The following is a 16409-nucleotide window of genomic DNA, read 5'->3' on the forward strand; positions in this document are numbered from 1 at the left end:
CCGGTGAAACTGCTCGCCGACACCACACCGCTCCGATATCCGGACTATCGACGGCTGTGGACCAGCAATATCGTCACCGTTATCGGTGCGCAGCTGGCCGTGGTGGCCGTGCCGCAACAGATCTTCCAGATCACCGGCAGCTCCGGCTACGTGGGTCTGGCGGGTCTGTTCGGCCTGGTGCCGCTCATCGTCTTCGGGCTGTGGGGCGGCGCACTCGCCGATGTAATGGACCGGCGCAGGCTGATGCTCATCACCAATTGCGGCACCGGCCTGACCGCGCTCGCCTTCTGGGCGCAGGCCGCGGTCGGGCTGAACAATGTCTGGGTCGTGCTGGTGCTGTTCGCCGCGCAGCAGGCGCTCTTCGCGGTGAATCAGCCCACCCGCAGCGCCGCCATCCCGCGGTTGCTGCCCACCGAACATCTGGCCGCCGCCAGCGCGCTCAGCATGACGGTGCAGCAGGTCGGCGCCATCGCCGGACCGGTGCTCGCGGGCGTGCTGATCCCGGTGGTCGGCCTGTCCACGCTCTATCTGATCGACGCCATCGCGCTGCTGGCCACCATCTGGGCGGTCTGGAAGCTGCCTGCCATCCCGCCGACCGGATCCGCCCGCAAGGCCGGATTCCGGACCGTGCTGGACGGTTTCACGTACCTGGCAACCCAACGCATCCTGCTGGCCTCATTCGTGGTGGACGTGATCGCGATGGTGTTCGGCATGCCGCGGGCACTGTTCCCGCAGATCGCGCACGAGACCTTCGGCGATCCGGCCACCGGCGGTGTGGCGCTCGGCCTGCTGTTCGCGTCCATGTCGGTCGGTGCGGTGCTCGGCGGGGTGTTCTCCGGGTGGATCTCGCAGGTGCGGCGACAGGGCCTGGCGGTGGTGGTCTGTATCGCACTCTGGGGTCTGGCCATGGTCGGCTTCGGGGTCGCGGTCGGATTCACCGGTCACGGTCTCGGTATCGGTCTCGGGCTGTGGATCGCGCTGGCCTGCTCGGCCATCGGCGGCGCCGTCGATATGGTGTCGGCCGCGCTGCGCATCGCCATGCTGCAGACCGTGACCACCGACGAGATGCGCGGACGGCTGCAGGGCGTGTTCATCGTCATCGTCGCGGGTGGCCCCCGGATCGGTGATGTTGCCCACGGTTTCGCCGCGGCTAGCCTGGGTACCGCCGTCGCCGCGGCGGGCGGTGGAGTGCTGGTCGTAATCGGTGTCGTACTGGCGGCTTTGGCCTTCCCGGCATTCGTGCGCTACACCGTGGGGCGCTCGTACTCGCAACCGTTGCCGCTCGAGCGAGCGTAGTGAGCGAAATCATGTGTCGGAGAGGCACTGCGGTATGCATGAAATCCTCACGTGACAGGAGCGCGTTTGTGAGGTTGTCCGGTGGGCACCCTCGTGGTCGGGCCGCGTGGGCAACGACTAGCGTCTAGGTAATCGCACCGCCGTGCCGACCGCACTCCGATGCCGACGGTCCTAGCCTGAGAGGGATCCTTCCGTGCCCGAGAACGACCACATCAACGACGCCAAGCCGGTATTGACTTACCCCGGCGGCGAATACGCCATGACGATTACCGAGGCCTCCGAAGGCAACGACGGCGTCGATCTCGGCAAAATGCTGGCCAGCACCGGGTACGTCACCTATGACCCCGGATTCATGAACACCGCGCCCACCAAGTCGGCGATCACCTACATCGACGGCGAAGCGGGCATCCTCCGCTACCGCGGCTACCCGATCGACCAGCTCGCGGGCTCCTCGACCTTCATCGAGGTCAGCTACCTGCTGATCTACGGCGAGCTGCCGACGCAGTCCCAGCTGGAGGATTTCACCGACCGGATCCGCAGGCACACCCTGCTGCATGAGGATCTGAAGCGGTTCTTCGACGGCTTCCCGCGCAACGCGCACCCGATGCCGGTGCTGTCCTCCGCGGTGAACGCCCTGTCGGCGTACTACCAGGACTCGCTGGATCCGCGCGATCCCGAGCAGGTCGAGCTGTCCACCATCCGCCTTCTCGCGAAGCTGCCGACCATCGCGGCCTACTCGTACAAGAAGTCGGTCGGCCAGCCCTTCCTCTACCCGGACAACTCGCTGAGCCTGGTGGAGAACTTCCTGCGCATGACCTTCGGCTTCCCGGCCGAGCCGTACGAGGTCGACCCCGAGGTCGCCGCGGCGCTGGACATGCTGCTGATCCTGCACGCCGATCACGAGCAGAACTGCTCCACCTCGACGGTGCGCCTGGTCGGCTCGTCCGACGCCAACCTGTTCACCTCGGTCTCGGGTGGCATCAACGCGCTCTGGGGTCCGCTGCACGGCGGCGCCAACCAGGCCGTGCTGGAGATGCTCGACGACATCAAGGCCCAGGGCGGCAACGTCAAGGAGTTCATCCGCAAGGTCAAGGCCAAGGAAGACGGCGTGAAGCTCATGGGCTTCGGGCACCGCGTCTACCGCAACTACGACCCGCGCGCCGCGATCGCCAAGAAGCACGCCGACGCCATCCTGCAGAAGCTCGGCGGCGACGACGAACTCTTCGATATCGCCCAGGCGCTCGAAGAGGCCGCGCTCACCGACGAGTACTTCGTCTCGCGTCAGCTGTACCCGAACGTCGACTTCTACACCGGCGTCATCTACAAGGCGATGGGCTTCCCGACCCGCATGTTCACCGTGCTGTTCGCCATGGGCCGGCTGCCCGGCTGGATCGCGCACTGGCGGGAAATGCACAGCGAGCCGCTGAAGATCGGCCGCCCGCGTCAGATCTACACCGGATACGGCGCGCGCGACTATTCGGAGATCCACAACCGCTGAATCGATTGCGTTCAGCAATGATTCAAGATCCCACACCATCACCTATCGAAGGGGATAGTCGAATGACCAAGCCGGAGATCGAATTCCAGGAGGGCCCCGCGCCCACCGAGCTCGTGATCAAGGACATCGTCGAGGGCGAGGGCAAGGAAGCCGTGCCCGGTGGCACCGTCGAGGTGCATTACGTGGGCGTCGAATTCGAATCCGGCGAGGAGTTCGATTCGTCGTGGAAGCGCGGCGAGTCCATCAGCTTTCCGCTGCGCGGCCTGATCCAGGGCTGGCAGGAGGGTATCCCGGGTATGAAGGTCGGCGGCCGCCGCCAGCTGACCATCCCGCCGCAGCTGGCCTACGGCCCCGCCGGCGCGGGCCACCACCTTTCCGGCAAGACCCTGATCTTCGTGATCGACCTGCTCAACGCCAACTGAGCCGAAAACGCCGACGCGGCCCGCGTTCCCACTCCGGTGGGGCGCGGGCCGCGCTGGTTTGCGGCCTATCAGGCCTTCACGACGATGCTGCCGACGATCTTGTCGGCGAAGGTCTGGCTCTTGTCGTCCCACAGGGGCCAGAGGAAGCCGAGGTAGCAGGGGAAGGCATCGACCGCATGGCAGATCCTGCGCAGGAATGCCGTGCCGAAACCCAGTGGCTGGCCGGTGGCTTCGCGGATCAGGCGGATGCCGAGCATCTTCTTGCCCGGCGTCTGGCCGGTCGTGCCTTCCCGGTTGGCGAGAAATAGCGCGCCGCCGAAACCGACCACCGCCGCGAGCAGTATGAAGATGATGCCGATGGCATTGAAGCCGCCGCCGGTGCAGGAGTAGTCGAAACTGGAGGAATTCACGGTGCACTCGGCCGTTTCGACGCCCGCGGTGGCCGCGATGATGTACATGAGGCCGGCGGGCAGGCCTACGATCAGTCCGTCGACGAAGTAGGCGCCGACGCGCGCCCCCCAACTCGCGTACTGAGGAGCACCGTATCCCGGTGGGGGAGCGCCGAATCCCGGCTGCGGCGTCCCATATCCCGGCTGCGGCGCGCCGTAAGCAGGCTGCGGCGCACCATATCCCGGCGGCGGCGCGCCGTACGCGGGCTGTGGGGCGCCATATGCGGGTGCGGGCTGGGATGAGTACCCATATCCGGGCTGCTGAGGTTGCTGCGGGTACGGATTGTTCTGGGGATACGGGTTATTCGGGTAGGACATGCGGTTCCTTGCGGGAGTCGAATCAGACGGTGTGGCCCGCGAAGGCCAACCGAACTTTGTACCAGCGCAAGGGCACCCACGCCAAACCCCAAAATATGTGGTGCGGCACCACAGAGCGTTCACACACCCCACAGACGTTGTAACCGTTGTGAGGCGTGTGAACGCTCTGTGGGGAGCGGTTCTTACTCGCGGACGATTTCGACGGGGTCGGTGAGGGCGAGGGCGATGGCGGATTGCTGGGTGCTGCTGCGCATGGGCAGCGCTTCCATGGCCTTGCCGGTTTGGGTGTTCAGGTTGTTGACGATGGTCTGGAGTTGGGTGACGCCGCCGGTCAGCTGGCTCATTGCGTCGATGAGTTGGGCGCCGCCGGTTTCGGCGAGCTGGGGCAGGCCCTCGGCGAGCTTCGCGCCCTCGTTCAATTGGGCGCTCGCGCCCTGCAACCGGCCGACGACGGTGCGTAACAGGGTGCCCAGATCGGTATTCGGGTCGACCGCGCTGCCGACCAGTAGGTCGAGTCCGTCCAGCTGTGCGCCTGCCTGGCCCGAAACATTACGGAGCCCTTGGAGTTTGGTGATGATATCGGCCACGGCCGGATCGCCGGCGAAGGGCAGGGCGCGCAGTAGCGGCAGGATCTGATCCAACCCGGTGCTCACCGTGCTCGCCGTCTGCTGGATCTGGGCGATGGTGACGCCGGTCGAATCCAGCGCGGAGGCGAGCTGATTCGCCTGCGCGGCGGCGCCGTCCACGGTCTGGTTCAGGACCGCGATGGCCGAGGTGAGCTGAGCGGAACCCTCTTTGGCGAAATTCAGGAAGCCGAGCATCTGTTCGGCGCCGCCGCTGAATTGTTCGGCGCCCGCGGCAGCGGCATTCACCCCGGCGCCGAGCAGTTGCGCGGTGAACTGGACACCGGACAGCTGGCTGCGGGCCTGTGTGACGGCCGCGAGCGCGGCATCCACCCCGGCCGCGCCGATTCGGTGCGTCACTTCTTTGGTCGCGCCGTTCACCCATTCCGCGTCCGCGTCGTCATGGGTGGCGACGGTGACCTTGGCTCGTTTGGGGTCGGCGCTGGCCAGGGTGGTCATGGAAGTGGTCAGGTCCGCGGGCAGGGTGATCACCGCCGCGTAATCGTCGGTATTCGCCTCCCCGGGTGCGACCATGGTCCACTCGTACCCGCCGCCGTCCTCCTCGAGCGCCTTCACGATGCGCGCCCCGGTCGGCCCGGTATCGGCATTGACCAGCGCCACCCCCGACGGGGCGCTGGATGACCGGGAACAGGCGGTGAGCCCGCCCCCCACGGCCCCGGCGGTGACAATCGCGACGACGAGCAGTGCCCAGCGGGCCCGTTTTCCGATCACATCAGCAGAGCCTTGCCCACGAAATGCAGGCGTCGCTGGCCTTTCTCTGAGAATTCGATAAGGGCCGCAGGCGTTTTCGGTTGGCCGGATTGTTGCCGGTCACACCACCACTCGACCGAAATCCAGTTTGACGAGCTGATCGGCGCAGTCGAAGTAGCGGTCGTCATGCGTGATCACGATGACCGTCTTCCCGCGTCGCTTGAGGTCCACCAGAATTTCCCGGTAGAACACCTCGCGGAATCGGGGTTCCTGGTCGGCGGCCCACTCGTCGAACACATAGATCTGCCGGTCCTCGAGCAGCGCGGTCAACAGCGCCAGCCGTTTGCGCTGGCCCTGCGACAGCGCGACGGTGGACAACCGCCCGTCCCGGACCGTCACCTTGTGCGCGATCTGCAATTCCTCGAGGTAACGGTGCACCTCACCATCGATCCCCGGGCGATCGAATCCGAGATAGTCCTCGAACAGGTGGAAGTCGGTGAAGACGGCCGAGGAGTTCTGCCGGAACCACTCGATATTCTCGTGGTCGATCTTTTCGCCATTGAGCGCGACGGATCCGGTTCGCGGCACGTACAGACCCGTGATCAGCTTCGCCAGTGTGGATTTGCCGCTGCCGTTGCCGCCCACGATGAAGGTGATCTGCCCGGGTTCGAAGACCAGGTCGAGCGGGCCGAGCCGGAATCCGGACCCGTCGTCGGCCTCCAATGCCGGGACCGCACCCACCGGGACCGGTCTGCCATCGTGACCGCCGTGGTCGATCCGCTGGCGGCCGTTGACATCCGGCGGCGGTCCGCCAGGGCGTCCATGTGGCGGCGGTCCGCTCGGACGACCATGCGGCGGCGGTCCACCTGGACGACCATGCGGCGGCGGTCCCCGATGTCCACCCGGCGGCGGTCCGCCCGGACCCTCCGGGAACGGCGGGGGCAGCTCCATCAGGTAGCTGTAGCTCACATTCGTCAGCTCCAGCCGGGCTTCACTCGCGGCGGGCCGGTCGGTGTAGGGCAGGTGTTCCTCGTTGTGCAGGGTCTCCATCGACAGGTTCATGGCGCGGATCTTCGCCAGTGCCACATCACCGCGAACCAGGTCCGGGAGCCGGTGCATGAAATTCTGCATCGGCATGGCGAGGAATGTGGTCACCAAGACGTAGCCGAACATGACATCGCGCGGCAGGTCGATCGCGACGGCGATCACGAAAAGAATCAGTGCCATCGTGCCGAGCTGTAGCAGCTGCCCGAGGCCCTGGGCCAGCGAGAATTTGGATCCCGCGTCGACGTTCTGCTCCCGGAGGGTCTGGGCCGATCCGAGCAGATGACGATCCATGAAATCCCGGCGCCTGCCGCGATGCAGCTTCAGCTCCTTGATACCCAGCGTCACGGACTGGAACGAGCGCAGCAGTAGATCTTCGTTCTCGCGCGCCCCGTGGTAGATCCGGCGCACCCGCTTGAGAAACAGCTCGACGCAACAGATGCCGACCAGGGTGCCCGCGATGGTGATGGCGAAGATCGGGCCGGACAGCATCGCCAGGAAGACGAAGCAGCCCACAATGGTCGCCACATCGATGCAGATCGCGGGGATCGCCGTCACCGCCTGCGAGAGTGCGCGTACGTCCTCGGTCAGCGTGGCGATGAGGCGGTGCGTACCGAGCCGTTCCAGATGTTCGAGCGGGGCCGAGACGACCCCGGCGCTCAAATCCGCACGCAGCCGGTAGATCGCGTCCTGGGCCAAGCGGATCAGCAGTACCTGTGACATCAGCCCGCTCGCCAATACGACCAGCCCGGTCAGGACGAAGCGCTGCACGAGGTCGTCGGGGTGCGGCTCCGGCGACACGACCTTATTGATCAGTGTCACCAGGTACGTGTTGGCCGCGCCCGCGACCAGGCCGGTGCTGAAGACGGCCACGATCCGCACCCAGGAAATCGAGATGAGGAATCTGATGAGTTGCATGGTTACTGCGCTTTCTGGAACGGCCGGGTTCGTAACCGGTCGTTACGGTCGGCGAATGATGTCGAAGATCATTCCTTCGAGGGTGACTCCCGGCGCGAAGGAGAACGCCACGCCCGTCGAGATCGGAGCGGCCGTCTCGGCCTGCAGCGACACTGCTTTTTCGAGCACGAAGATCAGCGAGACACTCAGCATGTTGCCGTGCCGGGCAAGGACATCCCAGCTCAGGGCGGCGTGATCGGCGGGGATGCCGAGCGACCGCACCGATTCCTCGATGATCTTGGGCCCGCCGGGGTGGATCGCCCACAGGTCCACATCGGACTTCCGCAATCCGTGACCGCGCAGCGCCTCCGTGACGACGGGATCAACCCCGTCGTAGATGTAGCGCGGGAGGTTCTCGGACAGCTCGCAGGTGATCCCGTTGTCATTGACGCCGAGCACGATGCCGTCCTCCGCATCCTCGAACAGATGGCTGAAGCTGCTCCGGATCACCACCTTGCCGGGCGACAGCGGCTGGTGGACCTGGCTGGCGCCGATGACGACCGCGCCGCATCCGTCGCCGAACAGGCTGTGCGTGATCACGTCGTTGACATTGTTGTCGAATACGGCGTTCACCGAGCTCAGCTCGAGGCAGATGACCATGGCCTTCTTATCGGGGTGCGCCCGAACGTAATCCACGGCGGTGCGGATGCCGTTCATGGCGGCCGCGCAGCCCATGAAGTTGACGACGATACGTCCGACCGACGGCGACAGGCCGAGCTGCTTCACGACGGCGACATCCACACCCGGGGCGATGAATCCGGTGCTGGTGACGAATATCAGCAGCCCGATCTCGGCCGTGTCGTCGAGGCCGGCGATTGCGCGCCCGGCCACGTCGACGGCCAGCGGAACGGCATGCCGGTAGAACAGATTCATCCGATCCCGGATCGTCGCGGGTTCCCCGCTGTAGGAGAGGAATTCGGGATCCAGCGGGTCGACCGCCAAGTGGCGGGTATCGATCTTGGTCTTCTGGTAGATCCGCGCGATCCTGGCCTGCTGACGCGGATCGGAGAACAGCTCGGCAACCTGGGCGGCGGCCGCGGACTGGTCGAACACCTGGACCGGCGAGCCCGTCGCGATACTTTCGATCACGCCCACCGTGGTCGGCGGGGCGGGTGGCAACATGCGTTCGGTGAGATCGTGCCCCTGCTCCCCATCCGCCGTGTGGCGGCTTGTCCCCGGGCGGCGAACGCTGCCCTCATCGATCGTTACAGACACGACTCTCTACCTTTCGAGAAAAGTGGTGATACACCGCGCAGTGGTGGATGAAACCGCCCCGCGGTCGATGGAATCGGCTTAAACAGTTCCGATTCCGGTGAATCCCTGAACCGTGTAGACGGCGCAGGTTTTCAATGCCGACGGCGAGCAGTGCTCACGAACGAAGCCCCAATTCCGTTCCTCCGCCTCGTCGGACCGCGAAAGGAGATAGGTTCGAATCTGCTTCGGGAACCGGTCGGTGAAGAAGCTCTTCGCCGGGATCCACTCGACACCGAATTTCGCGGCCTCTTCGCGCAGTACGTCCTCGGTGGCGATATTGGAGAACCCGCTGCGCTGATACGGCAGGACGTGGTGGACGCGATGCGAACTCAGCCCCGCCGAGAGGAAGCAGTCGACGTAGCGGTTGCCGACCACCTTCAGGTCGTAGGCCTGCTCCAACTGGTTGACGCCCCAGTCCTCGGTATCGGATGCGGGCAGTTCCTCGGTCTCCACCTCGAAGTCGTGGCTCGCGACCACCAGGAAGGTGCTGATCCACAGGGTGATCACGAATTGCAGTGCCCACGCCCAGAAGTCGCCTGCCAGGGTGAAGACCACCAACTCGCCCAGCAGCAGGAAACGCACCCCGAAGGACCCGATGAAGTGCGGCAACGCGCCGCCCCACGTCCCGTACATATCCTTGATCCCCACCTTGCGGGTGAGGCGGCAGACGTCGAGCAGGCGGATGGTCATGCCGGTGAGCGTGTGCCCGAATTTGTGGATGGTGTGGATGGGGATCCGGTACAGCCGGGGCACCCGCATCATCATGGTGAAGACGTTCTTCTTGATATCGACTTCACTCTGGGTGTGCGGGTGGTGCAGCAACGCGTGACCGTCGGCGGTGACGAACGCCAGTGCGACGTAGTTGAAGTCGAATGCGTTCGTATAGATCTTGTTCATGCCCTTTTGGGCGCGGTGAATCGCGTAGTGCCCGAACCCGGCGAGGGAACTGCGCAGCAGGACCATCGCGATGACGAAGATCGGCAACGGCATCCACGCGGGTTCGGCCAGCCGCAGACCCTGCACCGCGAAGTACGCGACGGCCAGCACCGCGACCACGATGTCGAAGATCGTGTCCATGCGTTTGATACGTGCCGCCAGCGCAGGCTCTTTCAGCCGCGCCTTCACCTGGTGCAGCAGGTCGTCCTTGTTGTCGAACCGGTACTTCGGGGTGTCGCGCCAGCTGTCGAAGCCCTCCTTGAACAGGAAGTCGGGCGCGTTGGCCTTCGGGTGGATGTCCTCGGGCAGCGCCTCGCGGTTCAGCGCGTACCGCTCGAGCATCCGTCCGATCCGCTCCGGATCGCGGTGGTAGGACCCGATGATCGAGGTGATGTCCCGATTCTTCGTGCGCCCGATGAAGAACTCACCGCCGGGATGCTTTGAGATCCAGTCGCTCAGGTCGTAGGCTTTTCCGTTGTACACCCACACATTTGAGATCGGGGGTCTACCCGGAGGCCCGGGAGGCCGGCGGAAGTCCTGCTCCTCCGCTTCTGGGCGGCTGTTCGTCATTTCTTTCCTTCGTGTCTGATCCGCGGTCGACGGCCGTTGGGGTGCCGGCCAGGTTTATTCAGGGCATGCGTCGCGGACACGCGCGGGGCGCCGCAGCCGCGGATACCGGGCGTTCCCCGAGGTCGCACGCACCGTCTGAGTGGTCATGGACAGTATCGTGTCTGCGGCGCCTAACGTCTCACTAAACAATCCCTTAACCCGAGTTAGCTGGTCGCATCGGGTTTTTCCCCCCGATCTATGCGAGAAGACCGCACACAGGGTAACGTCGGCGCCCGCAGCAGTTCCAGACCGCCGGGTTCGGCCAAGGGTCGGCCAATGGACCCGGTCGAGCGGGAAGGCTTCTCCGCCAGGAGAAGTGCTGCATACTACGACGAACGTGGTAGCAGCAGCTGCCAATCCAACCCGGTCGATATGGACCTCGCACTCTCTGGGGGCAGAAAAATGAGTGACCTGACAACGCGCAATCGAATCTCTCGCCGGCCTCGGCTCGGTCGACTGTCACCTGCGCGGCTCGGTACCGCCGCGGTGGCGGCGTCGTTGCTGGCGGCGGTGGTGGCGGGATGCGGGTCCGACGACTCGACATCCAGCACCGCGGCGACGGCCACCGGCCCGCTGCCGGATGCCGCGCAGATCGTGCAGGAGTCGGCCAAGACCACGCAGACACTGCAGGCCGTGCACCTGAAGCTGTCGGTGGACAGCATCCCGAACCTGCCGGTCGACAGCGTGTCGGCCGATGTGACCAACCAGCCCCAAGGCGCGGGTGCGGCGCAGGGCGAGGCGAAGGTCAGGACCAAGCCGGACGCGCCGTTCATCAAGGCCAAGTTCGTCGTCGTCGACAAGTCCATGTGGGCGCAGCTGGAAGACGGCAAGTACGCCAATCTCGGTCCGTCCGAGAAGATCTACGATCCGGGCGTCATCCTCGACAAGGACAAGGGACTCGCGAACGTCATCGCGAAGGTGCAGAACCCGAAGGTCGAGGGCCGCGAGACGGTCGAGGGCGTGGCTGTCGTCAAGGTGACCGGCACCATCGACGCCTCGGTGATCGATCCCATCGTGCCCAAGTCGGGCGACGGCGGCGGCTCGTTCCCGATCACCCTGTACATCGCCGATGTGGCGCCCCCGAGCGGCTCGGCCTCGGTGCTCCCGTCGGGGGCCCCCTCGACCGGTTCCGGCCCGAACCTGGTCAAGACGGTCGTCAAGAAGGGTGATGGCACCATCACCGTGACGCTGTCCGATTGGGCGAAGCCGGTCACGGTTACCAAGCCCGAGTAGGCAATAGGGCGCAGGCTCGGTAATCCGGCCCGGGAGCGCGGAACGGCGGCAATGTCGTCACCCGCGTCCCGGGCCGGTTTCGTTTTCCGGTTAACGCGGCGCCCGGTTACCCGCGGCGTCGGCATTCGGATCGCTGCCGGTTCGCCGCTGCGGCAGATCCAGCGCCAACCGCACCCCACCGAGCGGGCTGTCGTCGAAATAAGCACGGCCACCATGTAGTTGCGCCTGCTGGGCTACCAGGGCCAGGCCGAGGCCGGAGCCGCCCTTGCTGGCCTGGCTGCCGCGGAAGAAGCGTTCGAAGACGGCCTCGCGCTCCGCGGCCGGGATGCCGCGGCCGTTGTCGTCGATGGTGATCATGATGTGCCCGTTGGGGGTTCGATGCGCGGAGACCAGCGCGTAGGTGGCGCGCCCGTGTTTGACCGAGTTGGTCAGCGCATTATCGACGGCCAAGCGCAGGCCGGCCGGGAGTCCGCGGGTCACCAGTTCGGCGTCGGTGTCGATATGGACGGTGAGACCGGGGAAGTGGCGCATGGCGTCGTGGGCTGCCTGATCGCAGAGGTCGCCGACATCGGTGTCGACATGGTCGCGTTCATGGGTGAGGTCACCGGTGGCCAGGCGTTCCAAGGCGGCCAGGGTGGTCTCCACGCGGCCCTGGCTGCGCTGCAGATCGGCGAGGATTTCGGCGCGCTGGGACTCGTCGAGGTCGAGGGTGCGCAACACCTCGAGATCGGTGCGCATGGCGGTCAGGGGGGTGCGCAGTTCGTGGGCGGAGACGGCGGCGAAGTCGCGCGCGGTCTCCAGCGCGGCCGCGGTTTCGGACTGGGACTGGTCGACCCGCTGCAGCATGGTATTCACCGCCTCGGCGAGTTTCTCGGCCTCCCGCACGCCCGAACCATCCACCGGCGGTTGCGGATTGTCCCGATCGGGGAAGGCGCTCCTGGCGCCGACCTGGCGCGTGAGGTCCACGATCGGGCGGACCGCGCGACCCGCCAGCAACCAGCCGAGTGCGGCCGTGGCGGCCACCGCGAGTGCCGCACCGGCCAGCACCCAGCGCTGTTGCTCCGCGGTAGCGCGGGCCGCGTCCTCGGCGGGGATACCGAGTGAGACGGTCCGGCCCGCCGGCTGATTCTCGGTGGTGGTCAAGATCCGGTAGGGGATGCCGTGCACCTGCTCGGTGTGGAATCCGGTGGGCAGATCAGGTAATTGGGTCGGGCCGCTCGCCACCACCGAACCGTTGTCGCGCACGGTCACCGCGATTTCGTTGGTGAGTCCGGTGAGCCCGACCAGGCCGACGGCGATCACCGGCTCGATCAGCACCAGGCGCGAGGCCAGGGTGAGCTGCTGATCGCTCTGCTGCACATTGTTGCGTTCGATCGCGCGAATGCTGATCAGGCTGAGCAGGGTCACGATGATGATCGCGCCCATCGCCGCGGCCCCCGCCACCCGGGTACGCAGCGAAAATGTCCGACGCGGACGACGTTTCGGAACCGTGGTCATTTGGGCGCCCGCAGCACGAACCCGACGCCGCGGATGGTGTGCAGCAGTCGGGGAGTGTCGCCGACCTCCAGCTTGCGCCGCAGATAGCCGACGAACACATCCACCACATTGGTATCGGCCGCGAAATCGTAGCCCCACACCAGTTCCAGCAGTCGTTCCCGGCTGAGCACCACGCCCGCATTGCGCGCGAGCGTGGAAAGCAGCTCGAATTCGCGCTTGGTGAGCTCGATTTCGTTACCGTGCAGCAATGCGCGATATCCGGCGACATCGACCTCCAGCGGGCCGACGGTGACGGCGCCGGGGGTGGTCGGGGCGGGGATATCCGAGCGCCGCCGCAACAGCGCCCGGATCCGGGCCACCAGTTCGGCCAGTACGAAGGGCTTCACCAGATAGTCGTCGGCGCCGGACTCGAGTCCCGAGATCCGGTCGTCGACCGAGGCGCGGGCGCTCAGCACACAGATCGGCACCTCGTTGCCCATGGCGCGCAGTGCGGTGACCACGCCGGCGCCGTCGAGCACGGGCATATTCATATCCAGCACGATCGCGTCGGGCGCGTGCTCGGTCACGCTGCGCAGCGCCGCGGCGCCGTCACGGGCGACCAGTACGTTGAACCCGGACAGTCGCAGCCCGCGCTCGACCGAGGCGAGCACATCCTCGTCATCGTCGACTACCAGAACGGTCGGGGTCGAGTTGGTCACCTCGTCATTCTGCCGCCCCATGGCGAATACACCTCTCAGTTGGCCGCTGATTTCGCAGGTACACGGGTAACTCGCCGGGTACGGGCCGACCTGCCGACCACCTCGCCGTCAGCCGCGGGCCCAACTCGCACGGCAGTCGAGTCCGGCCCGCGGACGCGGCGAGGCGGACCGATCCGTCAGTACTTGTGGCAGGAGTTCGCGACGGCCTGGATCGTGGTGCGCAGGCCCGCGGATCGCGGATCTTTCTCGGCTTCCTTGGCCGCGTTCGGGTTGTTGTCGATCATCCGCTGGAGTTCGGCGCGGCGCTGCTCGACGGGCTGGTCGAATTTGCGCTGCAGATCGGCCTTCTGGGTCGGATTGGCATCGAGCATCGCGGCCAGCTGTGGGGCCTCGGCGTGCAGCGCGGCGTCGACCTGCGCGAACGAACAGTCGGAGTTCAACAGCGGTCCGGCCAGCTCCATCGGGTCGGCGGCCGCGATGGCCGGGCCGAGGAACACTGCCACACCGGCGACCGCGCCCGCGGCGAGGGCGGCGACGGCGGGGCGGCTGCGGAAACGCTTCATGTAATGCCTCCAGGGCTTGTTTTCGGGGGGGTTGTGCAAACACCCCCACGCTATTGCCGACCGCTGGCATCACGGTGAGCGAACCCTGAGGAACTTATGAGGAGATATTGTTCTCGAAAACGAAAATTACGACGACACAACGGGATCGGTGCCGGGCGTATCCGCCTCGGGCGTCGGCCGTGGCCGCGCGGCAATGATCTGATCGGCCAGCGCGACGAGCACCGCGGGGTCCTCGATGGTGGAGGGCGTGTCGTATTCGTCCCCGGCGGTGATCTGCCGGATGGTCTTGCGCAGGATCTTGCCCGACCTGGTTTTCGGTAGCGCCGCGACGATCACCGCGTCGTGCAGCGCCGCGATCGCGCCGATCTGCTCGCGCACCCGGGCGACCAGTTCCTCGCGTAGCTGTGCCGCGTCCAGCTCCACGCCCTCCTTGAGCACGACGTAGGCGATCGGGCGCTGGCCCTTGAGCTCGTCCGGCAGCCCGATCACCGCACATTCGGCGACCGCGGGATGACCGGCGATGGCGGCCTCGATGCTGCCCGCGGAGAGCCGGTGTCCGGCCATATTGATCACGTCGTCGCTACGGCCGAGGACGTAGAGATAGCCGTCGTCGTCGAAGTAGCCCGAGTCACCGGTGAGGTAGTGGCCGGGGAAGGCCTCCATGTACGAACGGATGAAGCGCGCCTCGTCGTGCCAGAGTCCGGTGAGGGCGCCCGGCGGCAGCGGCAGCCCGATCACGATATTGCCCTCGGTTCCCGGTGCCACCGGATTGCCCTCGGCGTCCAGTACCCGAAGCCGGAAGCCCGGAACCGGTACCGAGGCCGAGCCCGCCTTGATCGGCAGCTGCTGTAGCCCGAGCAGATTCGCGCAGATCGGCCAGCCGGTTTCGGTCTGCCACCAGTGGTCGACGACGGGGCAGTCGGTGCGATCGGCGAGCAGGGTGCCGGTGGCCCACTCGTAGGTTGCCGGGTCGAGTCGTTCGCCCGCGCAGAACAGGGCGCGCAGCGAGGAGAGGTCGTAGTTCTGTGCCAGTTTGGCCTCGGCGTCGGCCTTGCGGATGGCGCGCAGCGCGGTCGGCGCCGTGAACAGCACCCGGACCTTGTGTTCGGCGACCACCCGCCAGAACGCGCCCGCATCCGGGGTGCCGACGGGTTTGCCCTCGTAGAGCAGCGTGGTCGCACCGACCAGCAGCGGCGCGTAGACGATGTAGGAGTGGCCGACCACCCAGCCGACATCGGAGGCCGCCCACATCACTTGGCCCGGCCCGACGTCGTAGATGTTGCGCATGGACCAGGCGAGGGCGACAGCATGTCCGCCGTTATCGCGTACCACGCCCTTCGGCTTCCCGGTGGTCCCCGAGGTGTACAGGATGTAGAGCGGATCGGTCGCGGCGACCGGCACCGGATCGGCCGGCTCCGCGTCGCGCACGGCATCGTCCCAGTCCAGCCATTGGGCGGCGATGGTCTCGGTGGAACTCGGTAGTGATTCGGTCGCTTCCTGGGGCGCGGCGAAGTTGATGGTCGGGAACTGCTTGCGCTGCTTGACGATGACGTGGCGCGGCGCTGTGGTCTCGGCGATATCCAGGGCCTGCAACACAATGGGCGGATATTCGATCTTGCGGCCGGGCTCCAGGCCGCCGGAGGCAGTGATAATCAACACAGGTTCGGCGTCATCGATGCGGGCCGCGAGCTCCGGCGCGGCGAAACCGCCGAAGACCACCGAATGCACCGCGCCGATGCGCGCGCAGGCCAGCATCGCGATGACGGCTTCGGGGATCATCGGCAGGTAGATGACCACGCGATCGCCGATGCCGACCCCGAGCCGGGACATCGCACCGGCGAGTACCGAGACCTCCCGCAGCAACTCGGCGTAGGTGAAAACACCTCTGGTGCCGGTCATAGCGGAGTCGTATATTAGGGCGGGCTGGTCGGCTCGGCCCCCTTCAGCGGCGGTGTCATCGTGCACATGCCGGTCGAGGGCATTGAAGGAGGTGTTGAGGCGAGCATCGGGAAACCACCTGGCCACGGGGCGGGCCGTGGTGTCGACTACCTGGGTCGGAGGCACGTCCCAATCGATGGCCTCGGCCGCGCTGGTCCAGAACTCGGCGGGATCGACCAAGCTGGTCTGATAGACCGGTCGGTACTCGTGCTTCACGTTCAATCCCGTGACTCCCTAGCCTCGCCTCGATGCCCGCCTCGATAGATCTGCATGATTGTGGCAGACTTCACGCGACGCCCGGGCGGGTGCCGCGACCTTTGGTTTTGCCTGGAAAAGGCAGGTCAAGGCCCGTAGCCTTACCGG

13 protein-coding genes are annotated in these 16409 nt (G+C 66.1%); 4 read left to right on the forward strand and 9 right to left on the reverse strand.

Annotation, left to right across the window (positions count from 1 at the left end; translation table 11 throughout):
- The first annotated feature begins 3 nt into the window (after positions 1–3).
- From AB0H61_RS20330 to AB0H61_RS20340, 3 genes are all read left to right on the forward strand, one after another.
- On the forward strand, positions 4–1296 hold the full coding sequence (locus AB0H61_RS20330; RefSeq protein ID WP_357306675.1) for an MFS transporter: 1293 nt from the start codon (positions 4–6) through the stop codon (positions 1294–1296).
- 193 nt (positions 1297–1489) lie between these two features.
- Positions 1490–2794: a citrate synthase gene (locus tag AB0H61_RS20335; protein WP_357306677.1), complete on the forward strand. Its 1305-nt coding sequence runs from the start codon at positions 1490–1492 to the stop codon at positions 2792–2794.
- Positions 2795–2856: 62 nt separating this feature from the next.
- Positions 2857–3216: an FKBP-type peptidyl-prolyl cis-trans isomerase gene (locus tag AB0H61_RS20340; RefSeq protein ID WP_357306679.1), complete on the forward strand. Its 360-nt coding sequence runs from the start codon at positions 2857–2859 to the stop codon at positions 3214–3216.
- A gap of 68 nt (positions 3217–3284) precedes the next feature.
- Here AB0H61_RS20340 and AB0H61_RS20345 read toward each other — a convergent pair whose 3' ends face one another.
- The 5 genes from AB0H61_RS20345 to AB0H61_RS20365 all read right to left on the reverse strand — a co-directional run bounded on the left by AB0H61_RS20345 (position 3285) and on the right by AB0H61_RS20365 (position 10078).
- Entirely contained in the window at positions 3285–3983 is a 699-nt protein-coding gene (locus AB0H61_RS20345; protein WP_357306682.1) for an RDD family protein, read from the reverse strand.
- Between the two features lie 182 nt (positions 3984–4165).
- Positions 4166–5338, reverse strand: a complete 1173-nt coding sequence (locus tag AB0H61_RS20350; protein ID WP_357306685.1) for a hypothetical protein — start codon at positions 5336–5338, stop codon at positions 4166–4168.
- A gap of 99 nt (positions 5339–5437) precedes the next feature.
- Complete coding sequence (locus AB0H61_RS20355; RefSeq protein WP_357306688.1) at positions 5438–7279, reverse strand: ATP-binding cassette domain-containing protein; 1842 nt, start codon at positions 7277–7279, stop codon at positions 5438–5440.
- Between the two features lie 42 nt (positions 7280–7321).
- The gene (locus AB0H61_RS20360; protein WP_357306690.1) at positions 7322–8533 is read right to left on the reverse strand and encodes a 3-oxoacyl-[acyl-carrier-protein] synthase III C-terminal domain-containing protein; all 1212 of its coding nucleotides are present in this window, start codon (positions 8531–8533) and stop codon (positions 7322–7324) included.
- Between the two features lie 78 nt (positions 8534–8611).
- Positions 8612–10078 (reverse strand): fatty acid desaturase, encoded by a 1467-nt coding sequence (locus AB0H61_RS20365; protein ID WP_357306693.1) that lies wholly within the window; start codon positions 10076–10078, stop codon positions 8612–8614.
- 441 nt (positions 10079–10519) lie between these two features.
- Here AB0H61_RS20365 and AB0H61_RS20370 point away from each other — a divergent pair, with 441 nt between their 5' ends.
- Complete coding sequence (locus tag AB0H61_RS20370; RefSeq protein WP_357306696.1) at positions 10520–11350, forward strand: LppX_LprAFG lipoprotein; 831 nt, start codon at positions 10520–10522, stop codon at positions 11348–11350.
- Positions 11351–11440: 90 nt separating this feature from the next.
- Here the strand turns inward: AB0H61_RS20370 and AB0H61_RS20375 are convergent, their stop codons facing one another.
- The 4 genes from AB0H61_RS20375 to AB0H61_RS20390 all read right to left on the reverse strand — a co-directional run bounded on the left by AB0H61_RS20375 (position 11441) and on the right by AB0H61_RS20390 (position 16268).
- Entirely contained in the window at positions 11441–12847 is a 1407-nt protein-coding gene (locus AB0H61_RS20375; protein WP_357306699.1) for a HAMP domain-containing sensor histidine kinase, read from the reverse strand.
- On the reverse strand, positions 12844–13566 hold the full coding sequence (locus AB0H61_RS20380) for a response regulator transcription factor (RefSeq protein ID WP_357306701.1): 723 nt from the start codon (positions 13564–13566) through the stop codon (positions 12844–12846). The genes AB0H61_RS20375 and AB0H61_RS20380 overlap by 4 nt, the downstream gene beginning before the upstream one ends.
- A gap of 155 nt (positions 13567–13721) precedes the next feature.
- Complete coding sequence (locus tag AB0H61_RS20385) at positions 13722–14108, reverse strand: hemophore-related protein (protein ID WP_357306703.1); 387 nt, start codon at positions 14106–14108, stop codon at positions 13722–13724.
- Between the two features lie 126 nt (positions 14109–14234).
- Positions 14235–16268, reverse strand: a complete 2034-nt coding sequence (locus AB0H61_RS20390) for an AMP-binding protein (protein ID WP_357306705.1) — start codon at positions 16266–16268, stop codon at positions 14235–14237.
- Positions 16269–16409 lie beyond the last annotated feature (141 nt).

The organism is Nocardia sp. NPDC050710 (assembly GCF_040654375.1).
Taxonomy (GTDB): domain Bacteria; phylum Actinomycetota; class Actinomycetes; order Mycobacteriales; family Mycobacteriaceae; genus Nocardia.